Origin of the sequence: Aeromonas sp. FL131 (assembly GCF_049860615.1) — a bacterium.
Taxonomy (GTDB): domain Bacteria; phylum Pseudomonadota; class Gammaproteobacteria; order Enterobacterales; family Aeromonadaceae; genus Aeromonas; species Aeromonas hydrophila.
Map to the genome: position 1 here is coordinate 4,510,910 of NZ_CP187595.1, position 25,230 is coordinate 4,536,139.

Sequence of the window (25,230 nt, forward strand, 5' to 3'; positions counted from 1 at the left end):
CAGGTATGCGAAGGTGGCGGAATTGGTAGACGCGCTAGCTTCAGGTGTTAGTGCCCCCCGGGTGTGAGGGTTCGAGTCCCTCTCTTCGCACCATACTTGCTGTATGACGAGGATGACCGTTCATGGTCGTCTTTGTGTTTTGAAAAGAAAGCTTTTTTAAAGCCTCGGTGATTAGCGCAGCCCGGTAGCGCATCTGGTTTGGGACCAGAGGGTCAAAGGTTCGAATCCTTTATCACCGACCACATTCTGAAAAACCCCGCTCAGGCGGGGTTTTTTGCTTTCTGTCGTCTGCCAGCCTGTAGCCGCAGGTTTCTGTCACGTCTGTTTACATTTCTGTTGGCACTTTCTCGCTGTCGCTTCGGGTATGCTGGGATGCAGACCCACGGCAAGTGGGCGTTATTGAACACAATTCAGGCCAACATGTCATATGCACCCAAATTCTTTAGGTTCTTCGCGGGATCTTGGGGAAGTGGAAGTTGACAGACAGGGTGCTGGTAAACTGGCTGTCTCCAAACACACCACCACCATCACCCTGCTGTCGCCGTGCATCATATTGATATTGCCTCCTTCTGGCCAGGTTATACCGTCATCGCCCAAGCGCTTTCTGCCAACCATCACACCCTGTTTACCCTTGAGCCTCGCGCCGACCTGTTGCCCCGTTGTCGCCGATGCCTGCAACCCACGCCATTGATCCACGACCAACGTATCCGCCGGGTGCGTGAGCGAGACCTATTTGACCGACAAGTCTGGTTACAACTGCCTGTTCGCCGCGTCGACTGTCTGCGCTGTGGTCGCGTCAGTGAACATATCGACTGGCTCCCCTCTGGCTCCCGCCTCACCCGGCGCATGCAGTGCTGGATTGAAGCGCTCGTTCAGTACCTCCCCATCCGCCATGTCAGCCAGCTCACCGGGGTCGGTTGGCACACCATCAAGGAGATCGACAAGCGCCGTTTGCAGACCAGTGTGGGCACCATCGAACTTGGGGAGGTGCGGCGGCTGGTGATGGATGAGTTTGCCCTGCACAAGGGACACCGCTATGCCACCGTGATCATGGATGCCGAGCGAACCCGCGTCCTGTGGGTGGGGCACGGCAACAGCCGGGCCGCTATCCGTCCCTTCTTCGAGCAGCTCGGCGAGCGATGCCAGCAGATTGAGGCGGTGGCGATGGACATGAACACGGCGTTCGACCTGGAGGTGAAGCAACACTGCCCGCAGGCGGAGGTGGTCTACGACCTGTTCCACGTGGTGGCTCGCTATGGCCGAGAGGTGGTGGACCGGGTGCGAGTGGAGCAGGCGAATGCACTGAAAAGCGATAAACCGGCGCGAAAAGTGGTCAAAAGTGCGCGTTGGTTGCTGCTACGTAATCGGGCGAAGCTGAGTGAAAAACAGGATGTGAAGTTGCAGGAGCTGTTGGCGGCGAATCAACCGCTGGCGATGGTGTACGTGCTGAAAGAGGCGTTGAAGGGCATCTGGTATGCGCCGAGCGTGTGGGAAGGATGGCGACGATGGCGGAGCTGGATGCGGCAGGTGAAGGAAAGCGGGCTAGCGCCGCTGCAACGATTTGGTCGAAATTTATCGAAATATATGCGGGGGATCCTGGCGAGTGCAAACTACCCGATGCACACGAGTGTGCTGGAAGGGGTGAACAACAAGATCAAAGTGATAAAGCGTATGGCATATGGATTTAGGGACTCAGAATACTTTTTTCTGAAAATCAAGGCGGCCTTCCCCGGAAAGCCGCGATGAACCATTCTTTACGCGTCAGTACACTGGCGCTGGTTGTCGTGGCCCTCAGCGGCTGCTCATACAAACCCAAACCCGACGAGATCCTGATGGGGGCTGCCCCCATGCAGAGTATTGCCACCTCTGCGCTGGTAACCGATGCCGGATTCTGCGTGGCCCTCAATGACCACAATCAGCTGATCACCCAGCCTTGCGACCAGACTGTTCGCCAGCAGTTCAGCTGGGATGCCGGTGCCTTGCAGCTTGACCAGCGTTGCCTGGTGGCCAAAGGGGTGAGCGAGCTGACCATGGCCGAGTGCCAGGATGAGAGCCGGCAATGGCAGTGGCAGGAAGATCGGCTGTTCAACAGCAAGGCTGACCGCTGTCTGGATGTGGCCGGCCGTCGTCACAAGCCGGGCACCCCGCTGCGGCTGGCCGACTGTTTCGGCGGGGCCAACCAGAGCTTCGCATGGCAGAACAAGGGCAGCATGTTCGACAAGCTGAACCTGAAAAGCCTCATCTGGTAGAGCGTCAGGCCAGCCTGGCCAGCTCCCCGTGGCTGGCCGCGAGGCCATGCCCTGCCGGTTCCATCTCCTGTTCGGCGGCCAGCGCGATGCGGGCCATGGCGGCGACTGCTTCCACCGGATAGCGGCCGGTTGCCGACTCGGCCGATAGCATCACCGCATCGCTGCCATCCATGACGGCGTTGGCCACATCCATGACCTCGGCCCGGGTGGGCATGAGGCTGGCAATCATGGACTCCATCATCTGGGTAGCGGTGATGACCGGGCGGCCGAGCGCCCGGCAGCGCCGGATCAACCTCTTCTGCACGCCGGGCAGTCTGGCATCGCCAATCTCTACCCCCAGATCCCCACGCGCCACCATGATGAGGTCGGCGGCGTGAATCAGCTCATCCATGGCGGCCACTGACACCACCACCTCCGCCCGTTCCACCTTGGCCACGATGGCCGCCCGGCTACCGCTGGCACGAATGAGGGTTCTGGCCTCTTCGAGATCGGCGGCGCTGCGCGGAAACGAGACGGCGATATAGTCGGCCTCGAGCAGGCGGGCCGTCAGGATGTCGGCCTTGTCCTTGTCGGTCAGGGCCGGAGCGCTCAGACCGCCGCCCAGCACGTTGATGCCCTTGCGGCTGGACAGGGTACCGCCGACCAGCACCCGGGTTTCGATGCGCTCGTCGATCACCTGTTCCACGCAGAGCTGGATGCGGCCGTCATCCAGCAGCACGACGTTGCCCGTCTGCAGTTCGCCGGCCAGCGCCGGATAGTCGGTACCGACCCGGGATTGATCGCCCAAGTGGCTGTCCAGGCAGGCATCAATGGTAAAGGGGTCGCCCGGTTGCAGCTGGATGCTGCCGTCGGCAAAGCTAGCGATGCGGATCTTGGGGCCCTGCAGGTCGGCGAGGATGCCTATCTCGCGGTCGAGGCGGGCGGCGCAGGCCCGGATCTTGGCCGCTAAGGCCAGGTGTTGCTCCGGACTGCCGTGGGAGAAGTTCAGCCTGAATACATTGGCTCCCGCCTGGATCAGCTGCTCCACCATGGCGGCGGATGAGCTGGCCGGGCCCAGGGTGGCGATGATTTTGGTCTTGCGCATGGGATGCTCCTGTTGCGAGGAAAACGCACAAGGGTGGCCGACGGGCCACCCTTGTGCTGAACGGGGATCAGTGGTTGACGACTTTCTTGGCATTCCACACCGTCATGGCGAGCAGCATGGAGACCACGGAGGCACCGAGCCAGAAGTACTGGGCGCTGCTGAAGTCGTAGTGGGTGACGCCGTCGATCTCGCTGGTCTTGATCAGGGCGGCGGAGACCAGCTCCTGGATGGAGGCGGCGATGTAGGAGCAGAGGCCGATGAAGCCCTTCACGGCGCCCACTGCGGTCTTGGGCATCAGGTCGCAGGCGGTCAGACCGGCGAGGAAGACCACTAGCCCGCCGATGGCATAACCGATCAGGGCGAGGGCGACGGCATCCATCATGCGGCTCTGCGGGCCCCAGAACATCAGGCACATGCCGGCCACGTTGGCCAAGCCGTAGAGCAGGGTCGGGATGTGGCGGTTGGCGTTGAACAGCTTGTCGGAGATGATCCCGGCCAGAATGGCGCCGAGGAAACCGGCGATGGGATAGGCCGACATGGCGAAGCCGGCGTCGATCAGGCTGTAGCCCTTCTGCTCCTGCAGGTAGAGCACGGCCCAGGAGCTCATGGCGTAGCGGGACATGTACATGCAGGCGCAGGCGGCGGCGATGAGCCAGACGGCGGGCTGCTTGAGCACGAACAGCTGGGCGCGGCGGATTTCGGCCGGGTCCACCTTCTTGGCAATCTCGGGTGCTTCACCAAAGGCGACGGCCGGCTCCGGCAGGGCGTAGGTTTGCGGGCGATCTTTCAGCACCAGATACATGCACAGGGCGGCGATCAGGGAGGCGATGCCGGCGCCGATGAAACCGGCCTTCCAGCCGAAGTAGCTGACGATGGTGGCGGTCAGGATCCAGGAGATGCCTTCCCCTATGTTGCGCGAGCCGCCCCAGATGGAGTAGACCGATCCCCGCTGCTTGGGGGAGAACCACTGGAAGATGGAGACGCAGGAGGGGGCGGACCCGACGGACTGGAACCAGCCGTTCAGGCCCCACATCAGCACCAGAAAGAAGGTGGCGGTGTTCATGCCCATCAGGATGGTGCAGATGGACGAGAGCCCCAGCGAGACCGACATGAAGCGGCCTATGTTGGCGTAGTCGGAGAGGAAACCGTTGGAGAACTTGCCGACGGCGTAGGTAAACAGGAAGGCGGAGCCGATGACCCCCAGCTCTTCCAGGGTCACCACGCCGGAGTCCAGCATGGGCTTCTTGACCACGTTGAGGCTCATGCGCACGACATAGAACATGGCGTAACCGAGTACCAGACCTAGGAAGACCTGCCACTGGTACTTGCGGTAAATGGAGCGGATTTTATCGGGCGAGGCTTCCATGACCGGCAGGTCGGCTCGCGTCTTGAAAAAGTTGAACATGGGGTTCTCCGTTTATATTTGGCAGCTTGGTTTCAGAGGGAGCTCTGATAGCGGCTGCCATCATATGAAGGGAGAAATTCAGTCGGCAAAAAGCCGGATATGGGTCAACTCTGACTCAATCATGGGAAAACCATGAGTCAAAAATGACATATTTGAACTGTCCTATTGATATTCGATGAATAACAATAGCGGCATGCCGAGGCATAATGAGTCAGAACTGGCTCATCCTCGTGGAAATAAAAATAACGGCATGTGCCAAATATTAGATGTACTGCACATAATCCTGAATTAAAGCGCGAGTCGACCTATAGTCATGCACCTCTTTTTCCGCCGGCTGGCCCTGCTCACGGGCTGCGTTTTGTTGCCATTCAGCACCCTTCAGGCCGCCTCGCTGACGGTGCTTACCTCCTTTTCTGAGGCGCCGGTCAAGGCAGTGATCGAGGGCTTTGCCGAACAATATCCCGGGATCCGGATCGAGGTTATTTATCGGCGTACCATTCCCTCCCTGCGCTTATTAACGGAAACCGGTGCACCGAAAGTCGATATTATCATGTCGTCATCGCCGACTTTTTTTAACACGCTGGACAAAGCCGGTTTGCTGGCAGCTTTGCCAAATGAAACTATGCCGCCCAAATGGCTCGCTCCTCATACTCTCGGGCTGGGCAATAAAGTGGCCGTGGTCGGTTATTCCAGCAGCGGCATCATGTATAACCGCCATTATCTGGCCAAATATCAGCTGCCGCTGCCCACCACCTGGCAGCAACTGGCGTCCCCGCTCTTCATGGGGCACGTGATGATGAGCTCGCCCTCCCAGTCCGGCACCACCCACATGATGGTAGAGAGCGTGCTGCAGCAATATGGCTGGCAGCAGGGTTGGGCCCTGCTGATGCGGCTGGGCGGCAACCTGTCGGCCATCACGGCGCGCAGCTTCGGGGTGAGCGACGGCATCAGCCGGGGTCTGGCGGGGGCCGGCCTGGTGATCGACAGTTACGCCCTCAACAGCCAGGCCCGCTTCGATCACGTCGGCTTCAACATCATGCCCGACTCGGTGATCCTGCCGACCTACCTGGGGGTGGCACGTCACAGCACCCAGCCGGCCAGCGCGGCTCTGTTCATCCAGTACCTGCTCTCCGATCGCGGCCAAGCCATCATCGCTACCCCCGGCATGGCCAAGGCCACCTTGAGCCAACCCCGGCTGGCCCGGCAGACCCGCTACGTCACCGACAAGGCGCTGCTCTATCGGCGGGCCGGTCTGCTCAAGGCCCTGTTCGAGCAGACCATCACCCAGCAGCTACCCAGGCTGAAGATGACCTGGCAGGGGATCAACGGTCTGAATACCCATGGCGAGCCCTGGCGGGTCGCACTGCTGGAGCAGGCCGTCGCCAAGGCGAGCACGCCGCCGCTGAGCGAGCGGGAGGCGCAGGATCCGGCGTTGCTGGCGCTGTTTGACGGTCTCTATGACCGGGAGCAGGGCAATCCGCAGGCGGAGCGGGTGATGCATCAGTGGCGCCAGGCTACCGAGGCACGTCTGCACGAGGCGCAGCGTCTGGTCGAACAGGCAGCCAGACCATGAACCGGCTGGGGCGCATGCTGGCCATGCCGCGCAGCCTGGGACGGCGGCTCATCCTCGCCTTCGTGACCATCACGGCCCTGACCGGTGCCATGGGCATGGCCGCCTATGTGATGTGGGATCGGCTGGGCCGGCAGATCCACCTCATCGTGGAAGAGAGCCTGCCCGCCATCGACGGCGCCTACCAGCTGGAGCGGGCCAGCTCCCGCCTGTTGTTGTTGTTGGCCCAGTTGCGTGATACCCGGGACCCGGTGCAGTACCAGCGCCTCTCCAACGCGGTGTCCACCACCTTGCGGGACATCCAGCGCGCCTACCTGCTGGGCACCCCAGGGGATCAGACCCCCTCGCAGCGCCAGGCGTTCGAGGAGCTGGGCGCGCTGGTGGCGGATCACGGGCGTTACCTCAAGCAGCAGATCGAGCACGCCGAAACCCTGCAGCAGCTGCAGAAGCGCAGCAACTGGCTGCACCAGGATCTGGTGGACGATGCCGCCCCTCTGCTGCAGGAGGTGGAGTGGCACCTGACCAGCATGGTGGCCAGCCCGGACGACATGAGCGAATTTGGCAACGTCATCAAGGAGTTCTCCGCCCTGCAGGATCTCACCTTCAAGGAGAATGAACTGCAGTCGCTGGTGGGCGAGGTGATCGCCCAGCGCTATCAGCAGGATCTGGAGAGCGCCTTCCTGTTCATCGGCTACAAGATTGACGAGATAGACGCGCTGACCTCGCGGCTGGCGGAGTACCCCTCGACCGTGAGCTATCGTCAGATCCTGCAGGATATCATCACCCTGGTGAAGCCGGACGGCCCGCTGCACCGGCTGCTGCTGGCGGATGTGCTGACCCACCAGCAGCTGACGGCTCTGCGGCCGCGGCTGGACGACGCCGTATCGCGTTATCACCAACGGGTCAGCCTGATGGTGAGTGACGCCAACCGCTCCCTCAGTGCGCTGGGGGAGGACAGCAGCCAGCTGGTGGCGACCGGCAAGCTGGTGATCCTGGTGGTGCTGCTGCTCACCCTGCTGCTCAGCATCTTCGTGCTGGTGGTGTTGATCGGCCGCCGGCTGATCAAGCGGCTCGACCTGTTGGGACAGGAGCTGGACAGGGTGGCGGCAGGCCGGCTGGACGTGCCGGTCAGCACCTGCGGCCGGGACGAGATCGGCCGGCTGGGCGACAGCCTGCGCCACTTCAGCCTGCAGTTGCAGCAGATGGAGCGGGCCAATGCCCTCAACCTCATCAACAACACCCAGGCCTGCCTCATCACCTGCCATCCGGATGGCACCATAGAGTCGGTCAACCCGAGCGCGCTCACCTTGTTCCAGCAGACCGGCGTCGAGCTGGGCCAGCCGTTGTGGCAGGCCTTTCCGGCAGAGGCGGGGGCGGTACTGGCCGTTCAGTTCAGGGCGGGCCAGCCGCTGCACCGGTTCGGCCACAGCGAGTGCACCCTGGCCTGTAGGCTGGGTGAGACGCCCCGCTTTTTGCACCTCAACTTGCGCCGCTTCGAGCAGGGGCGCGGGTACAGGTTCATCATCACCATCACGGATGTCACCCGCCAGGAGCTGACGGCCAGGGAGCTCAGTCTGCGGGTGGCGGAGCGGACCCGCGAGCTGACCGAGAACAACCGGCTGCTGGCGGAGGAGGTGGTGCAGCGCCAGCAGGCGGAGCGCACCCTGCTGCAGACCCAGGATGAGCTGATCCAGGCGGCCAAGATGGCGGTGGTGGGGCAGGCGATGACCAGCCTGGCCCACGAGCTGAACCAGCCGCTGTCGGCGATGATGACCTACCTCTACACCAGCCGGACGGCGCTCGCCGCCGGTCAGCTGCAGGCGCTGGACCAGGATCTGGGCAAGCTCGACAAGCTGGGGCGGCGCATGAGCCGGATCATCAACGCCCTGCGCCACTTCGCCCGCAAGTCGCCGGCCGAGGAGGTGCGGGTCCGGCTCGCGCTGGGAGCGCTGGCTGAGCAGGCCATGCTGCTGCTGGAGACGCGGGCGAAGCGCGATGGCTGCATCCTCTGCAACGAATTGCCGGACGGACTCTGGCTCGATACCGACCCCGTGCTGCTGGAGCAGGTGCTGGTGAACTTGCTGGTGAACGGTCTGGATGCGGTGGCCGGGCTGGCGCGGCGCGAGATCCGGCTGCAGTTGCTGGAACGAAGCGAGGCCCGGCTGCGGCTGGCGGTGGTCGACAGCGGCGCCGGCTTCAGCGAGGCCATTCTGCCGAGGTTGTTCACCCCCTTCACCACCTCCAAGGAGGTTGGGCTGGGGTTGGGGCTGACCATCTGTCGCTCCCTGCTGGCCCGTTGTGGCGGCGAAATCATGTTGGGATCGGCGCTGACCGGCGGCGCCATGGTGATCATGGAATTTGCGTTGGCCGACCCTGCCGGGTCGGTCGCCCATCAGAACGAGGAGAACGCCATCGATGTTGTTGCCCGCTAACCGTCCTGCCAACGTGCTGCTGGTGGACGATGACGAGGACGTGCTGGAATCCTATTGCCACCTGCTGCGGCTCTCCGGCTACCACCCCAGGGCGACGACTTCGCCCCACGAGGCGCTGGCGCTGCTGGCGGATCAGTGGCCAGGGGTGCTGGTCTCTGACATCTACATGCCGGCCATGAACGGCATGGACCTGCTGGCCAGCGTGCAGGCGCTGGACGCCGAGATTCCGGTCATCATGATCACCGGTCACGGGGACATTCCGCTGGCGGTGCGGGCGGTCAAGCAGGGGGCGTTCGACTTTCTGGAGAAACCGCTCAATCCGCAGGATCTGTTGGGCCTGCTGGAGCGGGCCTGCCGACAGCGCAGCGCCGTGCTGGCGCGCCGCAGCGAGATCCAGGCGACGGTGGATGACGAGCTGATCGGCACCAGTCCACAGATAGTGACGCTTCGCAGCCAGCTCAACCAGCTGGCACAGACCGACAAGGACCTGCTGCTGGAAGGGCCTGCCGGCTCGGGTCGTCACACCCTGGCCAGGCTGCTGCACCGGATCAGCGTCCGCCGGGAGCAAGCCTTCCAGCTGCACGACTGTGTCTCGGCCCCCAGCCTGGCCGAGGTGCAAACCAGCCTGGTACAGGCGGGGCAGGGTACCCTGGTGCTGCAATCCCCGGCCCGCCTGAGTGCCGACTGCCAGCGCTGGCTCGGCAACCACCTGCTGGATCAGGAGCGCAAGGGGAGCAAGCCGTTGCGTACCATAGGGTTGTTTGACGAGTCGCCGGAGGCGCTGGTGGAGCGCCAGCAACTGATGCCGGAGCTCTACTATTTCCTCTCCCAGGTGCGGCTCAAGCTGCCCCGGCTGGTGGAGCGCAGCTGTGACATCATCCCCCTGTTCCGGGCCTTTCTGCGACAGGGCTGCAAGCGCATCGGCCGGCCGGTACCGGCGGTGGATCGCGCCTATCTGGAGACGCTCAAGCGGCATCAGTGGCCCGGCAACCTGCGCGAGCTGCGCAACGTGGCCGAGCTCTATGCGGTGGGCATCGTCAAGCTGGCCGGCGCGGAGCAGGTCATCCCCCTGGCCAGCGGCAAGGAGCCGCTGGACGACCTGGTGGAGGAGTTCGAGCGGCGGGTGATCGAGGATACCCTGTTCCTCTTTTCCGGCCGGGTGACCGATGCCGCCCAGTACCTCGGCATTCCGCGCAAGAAGCTCTATCTGCGTATGAAGAAACACCAGCTCGACAAGGATCGGTTCAAGCCGGCCACCTGAGCCCGGCTGCCGGTCGAGTCGTTCGGACGGTTATCCGCACAGGAGCACGCCATGAGATGCCCGCACTGCATGAGTGAAGGGGTAGCACGGATCGAGGATGAACGGGTGAAGCGAGCCTGTGCCCTGGGCCTGGGGGCTGCGGGCGGCTATGCCTGCGCCGCTACGCTCGCCAGGATAGGGGCCGCAACGGGCTCGGCGCTGGGTGGTGTCGGCACTGTCGTCGGTGCCCTGGCGGGAGCGTTGGGTGGTGCCGTGCTGGGTGGATTGATAGGGGGAGGGCTGGGCTGGTGGCTGGGGCGTACCCTGGATCGACGCCTGTCCCGCCAGTATTGCTGCGGGGTCTGCGGCCATCGCTTCAGCCGCTGAAGGGGGTCGTGCGCCATGAGCCGCAGAGCTGCTCATGGCGCCTTGTCTCAGGCGACGTTGACGCCCTGCAGGGCGAACAACTGCTCCAGATAGACGGCGACGCCATCCTCGTCAGAGCTCAGGGTCTGTTCGTGGTTGGCCAGCGCCAGCTTGAGCCGGTCGTGGGCATTGCCCATCACCACGCCGCGGCCGACCATGCTCAGCATCTCGAAGTCGTTCATGCCATCGCCAAAGGCCACCGCTTGGGACATCTCCAGCCCGTGCTGCTCCAGCACGGCGCGCACGGCATTGCCCTTGTGCACCCCGGCGTGCATCACCTCGAGGCAGTCCGGCAGGGAGAAGGTGACGTTGAGCCGATCACCATAACGCTGGTTCAGCTCTGCCTCGATCTGCAGCAGCTTCTCGTGTTCGCCGATATAAAACACCTTGTTGACCTTGTCCAGCGGGTGGCTGGCGAGATCGGTCAGGCGATAGCTGAAGCCGGATTCATGATGGAACTGCAGCAGCCAGGGCATCTCCTCTTCCACCAGCCACTCGTCGCCGTAGTAGAGGTTGATATGGATGGAGGGGTCGCGCTCCAGTGCGATCAGCTCGGCCGCCACGCTGTCCGGCAGGGCCTGGTTGAAGATCAGCTGATCCTGCTTGTCGTGCACCACGGCGCCATTGGAGGTGATGAGATAGATGTCGAGCCCGAGCGTGTCGCGGATGCTGCGCACATCCACATGGTGACGGCCGGTGGCCACCACGAACTTGATCCCCTGCTCCACCAGACGGTGCAGGGTATCGCGGGTGCGGGGGGAGATCTGGTGCTGCCCGTTGAGCAGGGTGCCATCGAGATCGGATACAACGACCTTATACATCATCACCTCGGGGTTACGAATGAAAGCGGGAGCAGTGTACAGCAACCGCTCCCGCGACCCCATTTATTTAGGGATACAAAAAATAACCAGCCGCTAGTAGCGTGCGAAGAAGGCCAGAGTCGCGTTGAGCGCGGCCTGGCGCTGGGGATCGGCCTCCATGAACAGCTCGTGCCAGGCCCCTTCTATGCGCAGCGGCTTGCCTCCCTCGCAGCGAGCGAGCGCACAGAAGGCGTCCTGCGCGGCGTTGTCCACCACGCCGTCGTCACCGGCCTGCAGCACCAGCAGCGGCGTCTTGATGGCGCCGGCCTCGGCCACGGCGGCGTCCGCCCCCGTCAGTCCCTGATAGATCCAGTGGGCGGTGGCGCCTCCCAGCTTGATCTGCGGGCGCTGCTCGTAGAGCTCGCGGAAGGCCTGATAGCGGGCTTCGCTGTGGCTCAGACCGTTGTCGGCAAAGTCGTGGCTCTCGTACGGGCCCTGGCCCGGGCCATAGGGAGGCTCGCCCAGCCAGCCGCCGACCGTGCCGATGGTGGCCGCCAGCCCCTTGGCCAGCCACTTGGGCAGGCCGCCGAGATTGATGCCCATCATGGGGGAGGAGAGCACGGCCGCCTCGATATCATCGGGCCAGCGTTCCAGATAGCGGGCGGAGATGGCGCCGCCCATGGAGTGGGCCAGCAGGAACAGCTTGGCGGGCTGGTCCTGGGCGATCACCTCGTCATGAAACTGCTTGAGATCGAGTACATAATCGTCGAACTGGTCGACATATCCCTTCTCCTGGTCGGTCAACAGCCGATCGGACAAACCCTGGCCGCGGTGGTCGATGAGGTAGAGGCTGTAGCCCTGACGCCACAGATCCCAGGCCAGCTCCTGATACTTGAGGTAGCTTTCGACCCGACCGTTGACGATGAGGATGGCGCGATCGACCTTGGCCTGGCGCAGGGCTGCATAGCGGATGGTGACCCCGTCCTTGCCCTTGAAGGCGCTCTCGACGGCGTGCTGACGCCAGAAGTCGGGCAGGGTCTGCTGATGAAGGGTGGCGACGTCGGCTTCCGGCGTCAGCTGATAGGGATTGTTCACGGCGAGGGCTCCGGCAGAAAACAGGGTCAGGGCCAGCAAGGGCAGGTGGTTAAGCTTCATCAGCGTACTCTTCCGAAGGATCATCCGATTGCTGGGCGGCCCAGCCCTTGCGGGTCAGCTGCATCTGCTGCCACCACTGCTCGTCCGCCAGGATTTCACCGGCCGGGCCGAGCTGGGGATAGGGCATCTCTTTCTCTTTGCAGAGCTGGGCATAGATGGGATAGCCCCCCTCGAACAGTATGCTGTTCTGCTCCTCCAGGTCGAGCGGGCAGCCGCGCTGGTAGCAGCCGGCCAGTTCGCGCTGGCGTTGGGCCTCATAGAGGATGGCAGCGGCGGCCACCGAGACGTTGAGGGACTGCACCATGCCCACCATGGGGATGACGATATGGTGATCGGCCAGGGCCAGCGCCTCTTCGCCGATGCCGTGCTTCTCCTGACCCACCAGGATGGCGGTGGGTTTGGTGTAGTCGATGGCGCGAAAATCCACCGAGCTGTCGGAGAGGTGGGTCGCCAGGATCTGCATGCCGGAGGCTTTCAGCTCGGCCACTGCACTGCCGATGTCCGGGTGCAGCTTCACGTCCACCCAGTTCTGGCTGCCGCGGGCCGTGCCCTTGCGCTTGTGGATCCAGGTCTTGGGCCAGACTGCATGTACCCGGTGGATGCCGATGGCATCGGCGGTACGCACGATGGCGGCCAGATTGTGAGGTTTATGCACCTCTTCCATACAGACGGTCAAATCGAGCTGACGCTGGGCCAGCATGTCGGTGATGCGCTTGAAGCGTTCAGGAGTCATATCGGTTTCTATGTCGTGAGGTGTGTGCACGCATCGCTTGCATGCACAGGATCAAATCGGGCTGGCACCGGGCCAGCCTGTCGTAAATTCGTTCGACGCGTTTCGCGGTCATACCGGCTCTGCCGGCGCCGGGTTTGTCCACTCGCCAAGTTGAACGGGTGTGCCTGCGGCGGTGGGCCAAGCTTGTCTCTTGAAAAGCAGCAGGCGGCTTGCGCCGCCTGTGGTCAGTTTTTCTGTCGGCTCACCTTGAGCACGTTCGGCATCACCCGGATCTTGCGCATGATGTTGGCAAGGTGGATCCGGCTCTTGGTGGTGATGAGCAGGGTGACCAGATAGACCCGGCCATCCTTCTCTTCGGTGCTGATGGCGTGAATGTTGGCGCCAGTGGCGGCAATCACGTTGGCCAGCTCCGCCAGGGCACCCTGGTGGTTGACGATCTCGATGCTGATGCCGGTGCGGAACTCCTGTTCCTGCTCCTTGTCCACTTCCCACTGCACCGGCAGGTACTTGTCCGGTTCCTTGCTGTAGCCCTTGATGTTGCGGCAGGCTTCCTGGTGGATCACCAGCCCCTTGCCCGGGCTGATGTGGGCGATGATGGCGTCCCCCGGGATGGGGCGGCAGCAGTTGGCGAAGGTGACCAGCATGCCGTCTGCCCCCTTGATCGGCATCTTCTTGCTGCTGGACTTGGGCTGCTCTTCCGGCGGCAGCTCATCCCCCAGCATGCGGCGCGCCACCATCACGCTCATGGCGTTGCCAAGGCCCACGTCGGCCAGCAGGCCCTGCAGGTTCTCATGCTTGGTATCGGCCAGCACCTGCTTGATGCGCGGCTCCGGGATGTCTTCGATGTTCTTGGCGCCCAGCGCATGGTTGAGCAGGCGGCGACCCAGCACCACCGACTCTTCGGTACGCAGGTTCTTGAGGAACTGGCGGATCTTGGAGCGGGCCTTGGTGGTCACCACGAAGTTGAGCCAGGCCGCGTTGGGGCGAGCCCCCGGCGCCGTGATGATCTCCACCGTCTGGCCCGAATGCAGCGGGCTGCTCAGCGGATAGGGGTGGCGATCGACCCGCGAACCGACGCAGGCGTGGCCGATGTCGGTGTGCACCGTGTAGGCGAAGTCCACCGGGGTGGCCCCGGCGGGCAGTTCCATTATGCGCCCTTCCGGCGTGAACACGTAGATCTCGTCGGGGAAGAGGTCGGTCTTGACCCCCTCGATGAATTCAAAGGAGCTGCCGGCACTCTGCTGCAGCTCGAGCAGGCTCTGCATCCAGCGCTGGGCGCGGATCTGGGCGGTAGTACCCGAGCTGTCACCATCCTGCTTGTAGGCCCAGTGGGCGGCGACGCCCTTGTCGGCCATCTGATCCATGAACTCGGTGCGGATCTGCACCTCCACCGGCACCCCGTGCGGCCCCACCAGGGAGGTGTGCAGCGACTGGTAGCCGTTGGTCTTGGGGATGGCGATGTAATCCTTGAAGCGGCCGGGGCGGGGCTTGTAGAGACTGTGCATCTGGCCCAGCACCCGGTAACAGGTATCTATGTCCTTCACCCTCACACGAAAGGCGTAGATATCCATTACCTCATGAAATTGCAGCTCTTTTTTCTCCATCTTGTTGTAGATGGAGAACAGGTTCTTTTCGCGGCCGCTGACCTGGGATTCGATGCCAGCCTCCCGCAGCCGGCCCTCAATCTCGCTCTGGATGGAGTCGATGATTTCACGGCGATTGCCGCGGGCGCGGCGCACCGATTCGCGCAACACGCGCGAGCGCATGGGGTAGAGCGCCTCGAAGCCCAGCTCTTCCAGCTCGTTCTTCATGGTGTGAATACCGAGGCGGTTGGCGATGGGGGCGAAGATTTCGAGGGTTTCCCGGGCGATGCGGCGGCGCTTGTCTGGCCGCAGGGAGCCCAGGGTGCGCATGTTGTGGGTGCGGTCGGCCAGCTTGATCAGGATGACCCGGATATCCTGGGTCATGGCCATCACCATCTTGCGGAAGTTCTCGGCTTGGGCCTCCTTGCGATCGCGAAACTTCAGCTTGTCGAGCTTGGAGACGCCTGCTACCAGCTCGGCGACGGCATCGCCAAACAGTTCGGCCAGATCGGCCTTGGTGACAGGGGTATCTTCGATGACGTCGTGCAGCACGGCAGCCATCAGGGTTTCATGATCGAGGCGCATGTCGCCAAGAATGCGGGCAACGGCAACCGGGTGGGTGATATAGGGCTCGCCGCTGGAACGCATCTGTCCCTGGTGAGCATCACGGGCCACCACATAGGCTTGCCTGAGCTTCTCCACCTGCTCGGGTGGCAGGTAGGAACTGGCTATTTCTTTAAGATTTTCAAATAAATACAAGACAGTCCCCGCAGCGGTGAAACGGCAATCCGTGGATATAGAGGGTATTGTCCTGAGTTTGCGAGGTTTTCGAGCGGTTGTAAATGGGGGAGAACAGTCGGCACCCGGGCGGGCGCCGACTATAAGAAATAACTGACTTAACCGCGGCCTTCGGCGATGGCAGCAACGGCAGCCAGCTCGGCGGCTTCCTGCTCCTGCTGCTCGTAACGGTCCTGGGTGTCCATCACCTGGTTGTTCACCAGACCCAGTTCGATCTCGCGCAGGGCGATCACGGTCGGCTTGTCGTTCTCTTCGTCAACCAGGGGATCTTTGCCTTGAACCGCGATTTGGCGGGCGCGGCGGGCGGCGACCAGCACCAGGTCAAAACGGTTACCTACCTGTTTTACAGCATCTTCTACAGTAACGCGTGCCATGCAGGACTCCAGTGTTTGGGCTTTCTCGGTTTAAAAAAGCGGTGTTTAAAAATGACGCAAAAGTTTACTTGTTTTTGGCCTATTCTGCCAGTAGCTGTTGCAGCAAGTTTTGTTGGGCCTGCTGCTGCTGGCGCAATTCCAGCCGTTGGCACTCGATGACAGCCCTCAGCTGGAACAGTGCCTGCTCAAAGTCTTCGTTGATGATGACATAGTCATACTCGTCATAGTGCACCATTTCGGCAATGGCTTTCTCCATCCGGCCCTTGATCACCTCGGCACTGTCCTGGCCGCGGCCGATCAGGCGACGCTCCAGCTCTTCGCGGCTGGGTGGCAGGATGAAGATGGACTTGGTCGGCATCTGTTCGCGGATCTGGCGGGCGCCCTGCCAGTCGATGTCGAGGAACACGTCGATCCCCTGCGCCAGGCAGGCTTCGATGGCGGCGCGGGAGGTGCCGTAGTAGTTGCCGAACACCTCGGCCCACTCCAGAAAGTCGCCGCGCTCGATCAGCGCCTTGAACTCTTCCACCTTGACGAAGTGGTAGTGCACCCCGTGCTCTTCACCGGGACGGGTGGCGCGGGTGGTGTGGGAAACCGACAGCTGCATCTTGCCTGCGCTGTTGTGCTGGGTCAGCAAGGCGTTGAGCAGGCTGGATTTACCCGCTCCGCTCGGGGAGGAGATGATATAGAGAGTGCCTTGTTGCGCCATGTCTGTACCTTTAAGCGAGACCGTGTTTTGGTTGTAGCAGAGGCCGCCGTCTTGTGCCCGAAAGGGAGACAGCCAAATCCAAAACGCGGAAAATTCTTGAATTAAGAGGGATGTAAAGGCGGCGAATTTTAACAGAAGGTGGCGGATAAAAAAACGGCCGGAATCATATTCCAGCCGATCAAAGTATTCGTAGCTTGCTGCGGGAGCGTCACCCACATCAGCCGCCATTCTGCCTGCCACCGTGCGGGCGGGCCAGCAGATTATCCCTGCTTCACTGCTCGGAAATTCCGAGTTGCTGTCCGGCGGGCAACTGGCGATCGGCGCAGAGCCGGTCGAAGGCGGCGATGACCCGTTCGCGGGTGAGCTTGCTCATGGCGTCCGGATCCTTGAGACGGGTGCGCCAGCCGAGCTCGGCCAGCGGTTTGCCGGTCTCCTGCTCGACCAGCTCCTGATAGACGCTGACCGCGTAGTCACGGCACAGATAGGGGCCGGTACGCTCCGGGTTGTGGTGGGCATAGAGGCCGAGCACCGGCGTATCCACCAGGGTCGCCATGTGGGTGGGGCCGGTGTCGGGGGCCAGCACCAGACTGGCCTCCTTGATCAGCGCCAGCAACTGCTTGAGGTTGGTCTGCCCCACCAGATCCACCGGCTTGCTGTGGCTCAGCCGTTGAATGTCGGCGGCCAGATCCCGCTCCAGTTTGGCCGGCCCGCCGCACAGATAGACCTGAAAACCTCTGTCAGCGGCATGATCCGCCAGCGCGGCATAACCGGCGGCAGTCCAGTTCTTGAATGCCTTGCTGGCGGCGGCGCAGATGAGCAGGGTCGGCTTGCCGTCGACCTTCTCTTTCGCCCAGGCCTGGTGCTCGGCGCTGATGGGCAGTTGCCAGTCCGGGGTCAGATCCTTTATTCCGAGCTCTTTGGCGAAGGCGAGAAAGCCGTCCAGCACGTGGGGCGAGGCGGGGGATGGCACCTTGTGGTTGGTGAACAGCCACTGGCCGTCGCTGGCCCGCTCCCGATCAAACCCGAGCTTGACCTTGGCCTTGATGCCGAGGGTGGCGATGCTGGCCCGCATGGCCGCCTGCAGGTGCAGCAGGGCATCGAATTGGCGTCCCCTGAGGGTCTGCCAGAGCTCGCGATAGCCGCGCCAGCCCTTGCTCTTGTCGAAGGCGATGACTTCGACCCCGGGCAGATCGGCAAAAAGCGTCGCTTCAATCTTGCCGGTGATCCAGGTGATGCGGGTCGTCGGCCAGGCCCGCTGGATGACGCGCACCAGCGCCAGCGCGTGGCAGCAGTCGCCGATGGCGGAGAGCCGCAGGATGCAGATGGAGGAGGGCGGCGTTTGGAACAGCGGCATGATGTGGCGCAATGGTGGCAAAATGGATGGATGGCATTATGCAAACTCCCCCGTGGATTGTAAAATTGCGCACGACCGGCAGCCGGTGCCCCTGACAAGGCCCGTGTTGCTGTTGCCTGCCCTTGCCTTGTGTAGCCATGACTGACCGACCGGAATCGCCAAAAATGCAAATTCAGACCGAACACAACCAGATCTGCTGGTACGCCGAAGGGGCGTTTCGCGACCCTTCTCCCGAGCTGTTTGATCCGGCCTGGTGGCAGACACATCGCCAGGTGGTGGGGTCTTCCATCGGCCGCGGAGTGACCTGGTTCGTCAAGGATGAATCCCGCCACCTGGTGCTGCGTCACTACTATCGCGGTGGCATGGTGGGCAAGGTGGTGCGGGATCGCTTCTGGTTCGAAGGGGTCGAATCGAGCCGGGCCATGGCCGAATACACGCTGCTGGCCAAGTTGAGTGCTCAGGGATTGCCGGTGCCGCGTCCGTTTGCCGCCCGGATGGCCAAGCAGGGCCCCTTCTATCGGGCTGACATCCTGATCGAGCGCATCCGTGGCGCCAAGGATCTGGTCGCCCTGCTCAAGCAGGGGCCGATCGCCGGCGAGGTGTGGCACAAGGTGGGCCAGACGGTGCGCCGGTTGCACGACGCCGGGGTCTATCACGCCGATCTCAACAGCCACAACCTGCTGCTCGACAAGGAGGGCAAGGTGTGGGTGATCGACTTCGACAAGGGCGCCATCCGTTCTCCCGGCAACTGGCAGCAGGCCAACCTGGAACGGTTGCTGCGCTCCTTCAACAAGGAGTCCCAACTGCATACCAGTTTTCACTTCGTACCGGAGAACTGGCAGGCCCTGATGAACGGCTATCAAGGAAAAGCGAGCTGACCCTGTTGCTCGGCACGAGAGCCAATGTTACTTATTGAGAAGGTCTTCAGATTCGGTGTCGAGGCGCTCGATGGACATGCTCAAGGCTCCCCTCAGGGAGGCAATTACCCGGTTTGATCTGGCGCTGATGGCGGATGCCATCGCCTTGCTGGAGGCAGGGCTCTGGAGCTGGAGCCCGCAGCAGGGCGTGCAGCGGGATCTCTCCTGTTTGCGGCTGTTGGGATTGAACGAAGCCGGTCTGGACGATCTCGGCTGGCTGGAGCGGGTGCACCCCGACGACGTGGGGAGCCTGCAGGAGGCGCTGACCGCCTGCCAGAGCGGGCGGGTGGCCCAGATCCGGCTCGAATACCGCATCCTGCATCACGATGGCCACTATGTCCGGCTGGAAGAGCGGGCCAGGCGCGATGTTCACGGCCAGGTGCTGGGGGTGGTGCGTCTGCTCGACTCACAGGCACTGCTGGTGGAAGAGCGACACGGCACCGATCCCCTCACCGGGCTGGAGAGCCGCAGCCACTTCGAGCTGTTGCTCGATGAGCGGCTAGCCAGCGAGAGCGGCAGCTTCAGCCTGCTGCAATTCAGCGTCGACCACAGGGCCAAGATCCAGCAGCTGTTCGGCGAGGTGGCCTGCGATGCCATGCTGGCCAAGCTGGCCCGCATCGTGCGTCACGAGCTGCGACGGGAAGACCCCTTCGCCCGCTGGGACGAAGACGGCTTCATCCTGATGCTCTCCCAGACCGATCGGCTGAGCGGCCTCGAGATTGCCGAACGGCTGCGGCTCGAGATCGCCGATGCCAGCCTGCTGCCGCAGCGACCGGTGACCGTCAGCATCGGCCTGGTGCAGAGCCAGGCTGGCGAGCAGATCGATCACCTGCTGGCCCGGCTGGCTACCTGCCACGGTCAGGCCAGACGGGAGCACAACACCGTCGTTGGCTGATTTTTAGTCAGCGCTCACTTACCCCATGGCGCTGGCACACCCAGAGGGAGGCCAGCATCAGCAGGCCGCCCAGGGTGAGCCTGAGCAGGTCGGTATCCTTGCCCCACAGCAGCAGATTGACCAGCAGACCCGCCGGGATCAGGGCGTTGTTCATGATGGCCAGCACACCGCTGCTGACCTGGGTCGCCCCCTTGTTCCACAAGAAGTAACCAAGCCCGGAAGCGCCTATCCCCAGCCACAACAGAATGCCCCACTGCAGGGTACTGGTGGGGTATTGCGGCGTGCCCAGCAGCCACCAGGCGGGCAGGGCCACGACCAGGGCGCCCAGATAGAAGCAACCGAACACGGCGAGCTGTGGGGGCTGTTCCTTCTCCCGTGCCAACAATACCTTGTAGCCGACCTGGCCGATGGCGAAGCAAATGTTGGCACCCTGCACCACCAGGAAGCCCAGCACGTAGCTCTCGGTCAGCCCGTCGAAGCGGATGACGGCCGCCCCCAGCACCGCCAGCAAGGCTCCCCACAGATAGGTGGGCTTGAAGCGCCGCTCCAGCAGGTCATGGATCAGGGTGACGTAGATGGGGGTGAAGATGGTGAACACCAGCACTTCCGGCACCGTCAGCAGCAGGAAGGAGTGGTAATAGAACAGATACATGATGCCGAGCTGGGTAGCGCCGAGGGCCATCAGCTTGGCCACCAGGTCGGGGCGCAACCAGCGCCGTCTGAGAAAGGGCAGAAACACCAGGCTGGCGAGCACGATGCGGGTCAGTACCGAGAAGTAGGCATCCACCTGACCGGCGAGGTAGACCCCGATCAGGCTGAAGGAGAATGACCAGAGCAGGGTAACCCCTATCAAGTAGTTCATGTGGTTGATTTGTCGTCAGTTGTCAATTTTGAAGGGGGCTATGATGGCCGAGATGGAAGTCTTGATCCAGCGTTTATGGCGCCAGTTGCCACAGATCGGAGCATTTGCCTTTACCGCGAGCAACGGGGAAGGCTCCGCCACCGACTGGTGTGGCAGTGGCGAGGGGGAAGTGACGGTGACCGATCATCAGGGTGGCTGGCTGTTTGCCGAGCAGGGTCGCTACACCACGCCCCATGGCCGGGTGCTGACCATGCACAACCGCTTCTGGTGGGAGCGTGGCGAGCGGGGGATCCGGCTCTCACATCTGCGCTACGAGCAGCCGGTGGTGCTGTTCGAGCTGCTGCCTCAGGCGGATGGTCGCTGGCTCACCGCCGAGCCCCACCTGTGCGGCCAGGATCACTACAGCGCCGAGCTGACGTCGACCGGGGACGGCTTTCTGCTCGGCTGGCAGATCACCGGCCCGCGCAAGAACGAGCGGCTGAGTTATCGCTATCGGGTGTGACTGGCGGCAGGACGGGGCAAGGTAGGCATAAAAAAACCGGCGCAGAGCGCCGGTAGAAGGGACAAATCGGAGGTTTTTTTGAAAAACGGTCCCAAAAACAGGAGAGATACACTCTCGTCACACATTCAGAGATGGATGTCAGGCACTCAGCGCATAGCTCAGCATGGCTTGCAGCTTGCTGTCGAAGAACCAGGGCAGCAGCACCATCAGCAGTCCGAGCAGACCCATCAGCCGCTGGCGATACTGCCAGCCGGCGATCACCACCAGGCCGCCGCAGAGCGTGGTCAGGATGCCTGACATAGGGCAGCCTCCCGCTGGACGCGGCGCTGCTGAGCCCACTGGTTGAGGGCGACCGAGCCCAGGATCAGGGCCAGTGCCACGCCGGTGGTGGACTGGATCTGTTCGCCGAGGAACAGGGCACCCAGCATGACGCCAAACAGCGGCACCAGGTAGTTGCTGAAGGAGGCGAAGGTCGGGCCCGCCTTCTGGATCAGCGCCATGTAGAGGAAGTAGACCAGACCGGTACAGAACACCCCGAGCACCGCGACGGCGCCGATGGCATGCTGGCTCGGCATGGTGAGCGCGCTCAGATCGGTGACGAACGGCGCGGCCAGCAGCAGCTGGATGGCCGAAGAGATCAGGATATTGCGTGCCACGACCACCGGGTGGTCCTTGGCGAAGCGCTTGATCATCAGCAGGCCGATGGCGAAGCAGCTGGCACCGAACAGGATGGCCATGGCGCCGAGCAGGCCGGCATTCATGCCGCTGGCCAGTTTCGGCCAGAACAGCACCAGCACGCCGACGAAGCCGATGACCACGGAGACGAGACCGCCCTTGGTGATTTTTTCACCGGAAACCAACAAGGGTGCCATCAGGATGGTGACAAACGGGATACAACCCATTACCACGGCGGCGATGGCGCTATCCACATACTGTTGACCCCAGGCCACCATGATGAAGGGCAGGGTGGCATCGAGCAGGGCGATCAGCATATAGGTACGCCACGGGGTGTGCTCGCTCTTGAGACGCATGAACAGGCAGAGCAGACCCAGGGTCAGGCTGCCACACAAGGCGCGACCCGCTGCCACCATGATGGGGGGCAATTCGGTCACGGCCTGATGCATGAAAATGAACTGGGAGCCCCACAACAGGCCAATCGCCAGCAACAACAGATAGCTACGCATTTTAATCTCCGATGTAATTCGCCTGCGCATTCTATGCAATCTGCTACTATGCCAAAAATGAATTGTCGTCATCCGACCATGGCCAATATCGATGGAACTGCCCCTTTCCCGCCTAGACCTCAACCTGCTCACTGTGTTCGACATGCTGATGCAGGAGCGCAACGTCACCCGTGCCGCCGAGCGGCTGCACCTCTCCCAGTCCACCGTCAGTCATGCGCTGGGGCGGCTGCGAACGGCGCTGGACGACCCCCTGTTCGTGATGAGCCGGCGCGAGATGATGCCGACCGAGCGCGCCAAGGCGCTGGCCGGCCCGGTGCGCCAGGCGCTGGCCATGCTGGAGCAGGGGTTGCGGCAGGCCAAGGGGTTCGACCCCGCCAGTGCGCGGCGGATCTTTCGCATCGCCACTCCGGGTTCGGTGGAACATGGGCTGGTGCCGGCGCTGGTGGAGCGGCTGCACCGGCATGCCCCGCACTGCCGGCTGGAGGTGTGCGAGCTGGCCGACAGCGACTACGAGCGGGAGCTGGAGAAGGGGGAGCTGGATCTGGTGATCGGCTTCGCCGATGCCAATCACCTCTCGCCCCGGCTGTGGCGTGAGCCCTGGTTCAACAACCCGCTGGTCTGTTTGTCGCCCCTTGGCAGCGAGCTGCCGGACGTGCTGGGGCCGGACGATCTGGTCAGCCGGCCCCACATCCACACCTCCAGCTGGGGCCACAGCCAGGCCATGGTGGATCTCTGGCTGGCCCGCTTCGGGGTGGAGCGTGAATTGGGTGTCCGATTACCGAGCTTTATGGCGGTGCCGCCGCTGATGGCGACCGGCCGCTATCTGGTGGTGGTGCCCGAGATGATCGGGCGCCACTTCTGCCGCTACTACCCGCTGCGACTGCACCAGCTGGACCCCGACATCCCCATCGTCTATCTGATGGCGGGCCACCCGCTCACCGCCCACGACGAGGCGATCGGCTGGTTCAAGGGGTTGTTGCACCGGCTGGCGTTCGAGCGCTACGGCGCGGATGCGCTCGGCAGCCCGGCGCAGCGCGGGGCGGATCAGTTCAGTCCGGCGAAGTAGTCGAGCCCCATCGCCCCCTTCACCTCGGCCAGCACCTCGTCGGTCAGGGCGCGCGCCTGCTCGGTGCCCTGCTGCAACAGGCGCAGCAACTGGCGCTTGTCGGCGATGGCCGCCTCGCGCCGTTCCCGCATCGGGGCGAGCAGGGTCTGCAGGCAGTCGTTCAGCACCTGCTTGCAGCGCATGTCTCCCAGCCCGCCGCGCTGGTAGTGGGCCTTCATCTCGGCCACCAGTGCCTTGTCGGGGTGGAAGGCATCCAGATAGGCGAACACCGTATTGCCCTCCACCTGACCCGGATCGCTCACCTTGAGGTGGTTGGGGTCGGTATACATGGCGAACACCGCCTGCTTGATCTCCTCCGCCGACATGCCGAGCTCTATGGTGTTGCCGAGGGACTTGGACATCTTGGCCTTGCCGTCGATGCCGGGCAGGCGACCGGTGTCGCTCAGAATGGGCTGGCACTCGGTCAGCACCTCTTTGCCCACCAGGGTGTTGAAGCGGCGCACTATCTCGTTGGTCTGCTCCAGCATCGGCAGCTGATCCTCACCCACCGGCACATGGGTGGCACGAAAGGCGGTGATGTCGGCGGCCTGGCTGACCGGATAGATCAGGAAGCCGGCGGGCAGGCTGCGCTCGAACCCTTTCTGCTGGATCTCCGCCTTGACGGTGGGGTTGCGCTCCAGCCGGGCGACGCTGACCAGGTTGAGGTAATAGGTCGTCAGCTCGGCGAGGGCGGGCAGGGCGCTCTGCAGGCAGAAGGTGGTCTTGGTCGGGTCGAGGCCGGCGGCCAGGTAGTCGGCCATCACCTCCAGCACGTGGTCGGTCACCTTGGCCGGGTTGTGGCCGTTGTCGGTCAGCGCCTGCAGATCGGCGATCATCACGAACTGGCGGTAATGGTGCTGGGCGGCCACGCGCTGGCGCAGCGAGCCGACGTAGTGGCCGATGTGCAGTTTGCCGGTGGGACGGTCGCCGGTCAGGATAACGGGGTTGTGCATGTCACTCTCTCCAGTTGGGTGAGCCGGGAGGCGACAAAGGGATGAAAACAATGACCACCTCTCGGCGGTCACGGTGTTTTCTTTGGGAAATATTACATAGAAAAGCAGTGCCGCCTGTTTAAGAGCAGCACCACCAGTAGTTGTGATTGAATGAGGTCATATTCATGGCAAATCAAACTACGCCTGTTTGATCACTTCTGCAAGGGGACGACCAGCAGATCGCAGGGCACGGTATTCATCAGCTGGCGCGCGCTCGAAGTGAGCAGGCTCCAGAAGCTCTGGCGGTGGCCGCACACCAGCAGATCGATCTGGTAATCCCTGACCGCCTGGTTGACCCGCTCGCTCAAATCACCGCAGATCACCAGCTTCTTCTCGATGGGGTAGTCCACCGAGGCCAGGAAGGCTTCCAGCTTCTCTTTCGCTTCGGCGATCACCTGATCCTGCACGTTGTCGATGTCGATATCGATCATCTCGGTGTAGAGATCCTTGAGGTCCACATCGACATGGATCACCGACAGCTTGGCGCCGTTGGAGCGGGCCCGGTCGACCGCCTTCTCGATCACCTTGCGGTTGTCTTCCGACAGGTCGATCGCGGCCAGTATGTGTTTGTAATAGGTTCCATTCATGGGAGTTCTCCTCACTGATCCTGAGTCCACTATACCAATGTCTGCTGAAACTAAAATGGTGTCCCCGGCACAGTTTTGGGATTTAAATGAGTTTCTTATGGAGCTTGTCGCCAACGACAGCCAATAAACTGGCTATAAATCGAACAGGAGTTTGAAGCAGGTCACACCCGCCGGCTTGCCTGCGACCGGTGACAGGCATAGGATGTGCCCGTGCTTCGCAATGAACACAAAACAACAAAAAGCATCTGAATACCGCTTTGGGGAGCCTCGCGCTCCC

General features: G+C 62.7%; 24 protein-coding genes and 2 tRNA genes. 12 read left to right on the forward strand and 14 right to left on the reverse strand.

Annotated features, from left to right (window positions below):
- Positions 1 to 7: 7 nt before the first annotated feature.
- The 4 genes from ACPW75_RS21020 to ACPW75_RS21035 all read left to right on the forward strand — a co-directional run bounded on the left by ACPW75_RS21020 (position 8) and on the right by ACPW75_RS21035 (position 2,249).
- Positions 8 to 93 (forward strand) — tRNA-Leu (locus ACPW75_RS21020).
- Positions 94 to 165: 72 nt separating this feature from the next.
- Positions 166 to 242, forward strand: a tRNA-Pro gene (locus ACPW75_RS21025).
- Positions 243 to 543: 301 nt separating this feature from the next.
- Positions 544 to 1,746 carry an ISL3-like element ISAeme19 family transposase gene (locus ACPW75_RS21030; protein ID WP_084865641.1) on the forward strand — a complete coding sequence of 401 codons (1,203 nt, stop codon included), beginning with the start codon at positions 544 to 546 and terminating at the stop codon, positions 1,744 to 1,746.
- A complete protein-coding gene (locus ACPW75_RS21035) occupies positions 1,743 to 2,249 on the forward strand; it encodes a ricin-type beta-trefoil lectin domain protein (protein WP_425904347.1) in 507 nt (168 codons plus the stop codon). Before ACPW75_RS21030 ends, ACPW75_RS21035 begins: the two co-directional genes overlap by 4 nt.
- Positions 2,250 to 2,253: 4 nt before the next feature.
- On the opposite strand, the gene pyk is transcribed toward ACPW75_RS21035, so the two are convergent.
- Positions 2,254 to 3,333 carry a pyruvate kinase gene (gene pyk, locus ACPW75_RS21040; RefSeq protein ID WP_077097162.1) on the reverse strand — a complete coding sequence of 360 codons (1,080 nt, stop codon included), beginning with the start codon at positions 3,331 to 3,333 and terminating at the stop codon, positions 2,254 to 2,256.
- Positions 3,334 to 3,400: 67 nt separating this feature from the next.
- Entirely contained in the window at positions 3,401 to 4,738 is a 1,338-nt protein-coding gene (locus ACPW75_RS21045) for an MFS transporter (protein ID WP_024945907.1), read from the reverse strand.
- A 313-nt stretch (positions 4,739 to 5,051) separates the two neighbouring features.
- Between ACPW75_RS21045 and ACPW75_RS21050 the strand changes: the two genes are divergently transcribed.
- From ACPW75_RS21050 to ACPW75_RS21065, 4 genes are read left to right on the forward strand one after another with little or no spacing between them, the layout of a single operon-like run.
- On the forward strand, positions 5,052 to 6,311 hold the full coding sequence (locus tag ACPW75_RS21050) for an ABC transporter substrate-binding protein (RefSeq protein WP_179101475.1): 1,260 nt from the start codon (positions 5,052 to 5,054) through the stop codon (positions 6,309 to 6,311).
- Positions 6,308 to 8,740 (forward strand): ATP-binding protein, encoded by a 2,433-nt coding sequence (locus ACPW75_RS21055; RefSeq protein WP_077097164.1) that lies wholly within the window; start codon positions 6,308 to 6,310, stop codon positions 8,738 to 8,740. The genes ACPW75_RS21050 and ACPW75_RS21055 overlap by 4 nt, the downstream gene beginning before the upstream one ends.
- The gene (locus ACPW75_RS21060; RefSeq protein WP_077097165.1) at positions 8,724 to 10,001 is read left to right on the forward strand and encodes a sigma-54-dependent transcriptional regulator; all 1,278 of its coding nucleotides are present in this window, start codon (positions 8,724 to 8,726) and stop codon (positions 9,999 to 10,001) included. Before ACPW75_RS21055 ends, ACPW75_RS21060 begins: the two co-directional genes overlap by 17 nt.
- A gap of 51 nt (positions 10,002 to 10,052) precedes the next feature.
- On the forward strand, positions 10,053 to 10,367 hold the full coding sequence (locus tag ACPW75_RS21065) for a hypothetical protein (protein WP_190283822.1): 315 nt from the start codon (positions 10,053 to 10,055) through the stop codon (positions 10,365 to 10,367).
- 47 nt (positions 10,368 to 10,414) lie between these two features.
- On the opposite strand, the gene ACPW75_RS21070 is transcribed toward ACPW75_RS21065, so the two are convergent.
- The 7 genes from ACPW75_RS21070 to ACPW75_RS21100 all read right to left on the reverse strand — a co-directional run bounded on the left by ACPW75_RS21070 (position 10,415) and on the right by ACPW75_RS21100 (position 17,909).
- Complete coding sequence (locus ACPW75_RS21070) at positions 10,415 to 11,227, reverse strand: Cof-type HAD-IIB family hydrolase (protein WP_077097699.1); 813 nt, start codon at positions 11,225 to 11,227, stop codon at positions 10,415 to 10,417.
- A 93-nt stretch (positions 11,228 to 11,320) separates the two neighbouring features.
- The gene (locus ACPW75_RS21075; protein ID WP_077097701.1) at positions 11,321 to 12,361 is read right to left on the reverse strand and encodes an alpha/beta fold hydrolase; all 1,041 of its coding nucleotides are present in this window, start codon (positions 12,359 to 12,361) and stop codon (positions 11,321 to 11,323) included.
- Entirely contained in the window at positions 12,351 to 13,094 is a 744-nt protein-coding gene (trmH, locus tag ACPW75_RS21080) for a tRNA (guanosine(18)-2'-O)-methyltransferase TrmH (protein WP_024945900.1), read from the reverse strand. Before trmH ends, ACPW75_RS21075 begins: the two co-directional genes overlap by 11 nt.
- Before the next feature lie 224 nt (positions 13,095 to 13,318).
- Positions 13,319 to 15,436, reverse strand: a complete 2,118-nt coding sequence (spoT, locus tag ACPW75_RS21085; protein WP_011704079.1) for a bifunctional GTP diphosphokinase/guanosine-3',5'-bis pyrophosphate 3'-pyrophosphohydrolase — start codon at positions 15,434 to 15,436, stop codon at positions 13,319 to 13,321.
- Between the two features lie 137 nt (positions 15,437 to 15,573).
- Complete coding sequence (gene rpoZ, locus ACPW75_RS21090) at positions 15,574 to 15,849, reverse strand: DNA-directed RNA polymerase subunit omega (protein ID WP_005307060.1); 276 nt, start codon at positions 15,847 to 15,849, stop codon at positions 15,574 to 15,576.
- A gap of 79 nt (positions 15,850 to 15,928) precedes the next feature.
- A complete protein-coding gene (gmk, locus tag ACPW75_RS21095; protein WP_016348898.1) occupies positions 15,929 to 16,555 on the reverse strand; it encodes a guanylate kinase in 627 nt (208 codons plus the stop codon).
- Positions 16,556 to 16,826: 271 nt separating this feature from the next.
- Positions 16,827 to 17,909 (reverse strand): glycosyltransferase family 9 protein, encoded by a 1,083-nt coding sequence (locus ACPW75_RS21100; protein ID WP_077097715.1) that lies wholly within the window; start codon positions 17,907 to 17,909, stop codon positions 16,827 to 16,829.
- A 164-nt stretch (positions 17,910 to 18,073) separates the two neighbouring features.
- Here ACPW75_RS21100 and ACPW75_RS21105 point away from each other — a divergent pair, with 164 nt between their 5' ends.
- On the forward strand, positions 18,074 to 18,787 hold the full coding sequence (locus ACPW75_RS21105) for a 3-deoxy-D-manno-octulosonic acid kinase (protein ID WP_011704082.1): 714 nt from the start codon (positions 18,074 to 18,076) through the stop codon (positions 18,785 to 18,787).
- A 70-nt stretch (positions 18,788 to 18,857) separates the two neighbouring features.
- Positions 18,858 to 19,721 (forward strand): GGDEF domain-containing protein, encoded by an 864-nt coding sequence (locus ACPW75_RS21110; RefSeq protein ID WP_024945897.1) that lies wholly within the window; start codon positions 18,858 to 18,860, stop codon positions 19,719 to 19,721.
- Between the two features lie 7 nt (positions 19,722 to 19,728).
- Here ACPW75_RS21110 and ACPW75_RS21115 read toward each other — a convergent pair whose 3' ends face one another.
- Positions 19,729 to 20,583 (reverse strand): carboxylate/amino acid/amine transporter, encoded by an 855-nt coding sequence (locus ACPW75_RS21115; RefSeq protein ID WP_073352238.1) that lies wholly within the window; start codon positions 20,581 to 20,583, stop codon positions 19,729 to 19,731.
- 43 nt (positions 20,584 to 20,626) lie between these two features.
- Between ACPW75_RS21115 and ACPW75_RS21120 the strand changes: the two genes are divergently transcribed.
- Positions 20,627 to 21,085 carry a DUF6314 family protein gene (locus ACPW75_RS21120; protein ID WP_077097705.1) on the forward strand — a complete coding sequence of 153 codons (459 nt, stop codon included), beginning with the start codon at positions 20,627 to 20,629 and terminating at the stop codon, positions 21,083 to 21,085.
- A 138-nt stretch (positions 21,086 to 21,223) separates the two neighbouring features.
- On the opposite strand, the gene ACPW75_RS21125 is transcribed toward ACPW75_RS21120, so the two are convergent.
- Positions 21,224 to 21,385: a hypothetical protein gene (locus tag ACPW75_RS21125; RefSeq protein ID WP_016348904.1), complete on the reverse strand. Its 162-nt coding sequence runs from the start codon at positions 21,383 to 21,385 to the stop codon at positions 21,224 to 21,226.
- Positions 21,370 to 22,269, reverse strand: coding sequence for a DMT family transporter (locus tag ACPW75_RS21130; RefSeq protein WP_016348905.1), 900 nt, complete (start codon positions 22,267 to 22,269; stop codon positions 21,370 to 21,372). The genes ACPW75_RS21125 and ACPW75_RS21130 overlap by 16 nt, the downstream gene beginning before the upstream one ends.
- Before the next feature lie 91 nt (positions 22,270 to 22,360).
- Here ACPW75_RS21130 and ACPW75_RS21135 point away from each other — a divergent pair, with 91 nt between their 5' ends.
- Positions 22,361 to 23,335, forward strand: coding sequence for a LysR family transcriptional regulator (locus tag ACPW75_RS21135; RefSeq protein ID WP_042064403.1), 975 nt, complete (start codon positions 22,361 to 22,363; stop codon positions 23,333 to 23,335).
- On the opposite strand, the gene trpS is transcribed toward ACPW75_RS21135, so the two are convergent.
- Together trpS and ACPW75_RS21145 are read right to left on the reverse strand one after the other, a co-directional pair.
- Complete coding sequence (gene trpS, locus ACPW75_RS21140; protein WP_077097707.1) at positions 23,314 to 24,327, reverse strand: tryptophan--tRNA ligase; 1,014 nt, start codon at positions 24,325 to 24,327, stop codon at positions 23,314 to 23,316. The genes ACPW75_RS21135 and trpS overlap by 22 nt on opposite strands.
- Positions 24,328 to 24,518: 191 nt before the next feature.
- Positions 24,519 to 24,953 (reverse strand): universal stress protein, encoded by a 435-nt coding sequence (locus ACPW75_RS21145; RefSeq protein WP_010635648.1) that lies wholly within the window; start codon positions 24,951 to 24,953, stop codon positions 24,519 to 24,521.
- Between the last annotated feature and the right edge of the window lie 277 nt (positions 24,954 to 25,230).

Coding starts and splice junctions, on each gene's coding strand:
- ACPW75_RS21070 (WP_077097699.1), bottom strand. CDS start 11,227: ATGTATAAGGTCGTTGTATCCGATCTCGATGGCACCCTGCTCAACGGG.
- ACPW75_RS21145 (WP_010635648.1), bottom strand. CDS start 24,953: ATGAATGGAACCTATTACAAACACATACTGGCCGCGATCGACCTGTCG.
- pyk (WP_077097162.1), bottom strand. CDS start 3,333: ATGCGCAAGACCAAAATCATCGCCACCCTGGGCCCGGCCAGCTCATCC.
- ACPW75_RS21075 (WP_077097701.1), bottom strand. CDS start 12,361: ATGAAGCTTAACCACCTGCCCTTGCTGGCCCTGACCCTGTTTTCTGCC.
- ACPW75_RS21125 (WP_016348904.1), bottom strand. CDS start 21,385: ATGTCAGGCATCCTGACCACGCTCTGCGGCGGCCTGGTGGTGATCGCC.
- ACPW75_RS21100 (WP_077097715.1), bottom strand. CDS start 17,909: ATGCCGCTGTTCCAAACGCCGCCCTCCTCCATCTGCATCCTGCGGCTC.
- ACPW75_RS21045 (WP_024945907.1), bottom strand. CDS start 4,738: ATGTTCAACTTTTTCAAGACGCGAGCCGACCTGCCGGTCATGGAAGCC.
- ACPW75_RS21115 (WP_073352238.1), bottom strand. CDS start 20,583: ATGAACTACTTGATAGGGGTTACCCTGCTCTGGTCATTCTCCTTCAGC.
- ACPW75_RS21035 (WP_425904347.1), top strand. CDS start 1,743: ATGAACCATTCTTTACGCGTCAGTACACTGGCGCTGGTTGTCGTGGCC.
- ACPW75_RS21060 (WP_077097165.1), top strand. CDS start 8,724: ATGTTGTTGCCCGCTAACCGTCCTGCCAACGTGCTGCTGGTGGACGAT.
- ACPW75_RS21055 (WP_077097164.1), top strand. CDS start 6,308: ATGAACCGGCTGGGGCGCATGCTGGCCATGCCGCGCAGCCTGGGACGG.
- trpS (WP_077097707.1), bottom strand. CDS start 24,327: ATGCACAACCCCGTTATCCTGACCGGCGACCGTCCCACCGGCAAACTG.
- ACPW75_RS21130 (WP_016348905.1), bottom strand. CDS start 22,269: ATGCGTAGCTATCTGTTGTTGCTGGCGATTGGCCTGTTGTGGGGCTCC.
- trmH (WP_024945900.1), bottom strand. CDS start 13,094: ATGACTCCTGAACGCTTCAAGCGCATCACCGACATGCTGGCCCAGCGT.
- ACPW75_RS21105 (WP_011704082.1), top strand. CDS start 18,074: ATGCAAATTCAGACCGAACACAACCAGATCTGCTGGTACGCCGAAGGG.
- ACPW75_RS21135 (WP_042064403.1), top strand. CDS start 22,361: ATGGAACTGCCCCTTTCCCGCCTAGACCTCAACCTGCTCACTGTGTTC.
- gmk (WP_016348898.1), bottom strand. CDS start 16,555: ATGGCGCAACAAGGCACTCTCTATATCATCTCCTCCCCGAGCGGAGCG.
- ACPW75_RS21120 (WP_077097705.1), top strand. CDS start 20,627: ATGGCCGAGATGGAAGTCTTGATCCAGCGTTTATGGCGCCAGTTGCCA.
- ACPW75_RS21050 (WP_179101475.1), top strand. CDS start 5,052: ATGCACCTCTTTTTCCGCCGGCTGGCCCTGCTCACGGGCTGCGTTTTG.
- ACPW75_RS21065 (WP_190283822.1), top strand. CDS start 10,053: ATGAGATGCCCGCACTGCATGAGTGAAGGGGTAGCACGGATCGAGGAT.
- rpoZ (WP_005307060.1), bottom strand. CDS start 15,849: ATGGCACGCGTTACTGTAGAAGATGCTGTAAAACAGGTAGGTAACCGT.
- ACPW75_RS21110 (WP_024945897.1), top strand. CDS start 18,858: ATGGACATGCTCAAGGCTCCCCTCAGGGAGGCAATTACCCGGTTTGAT.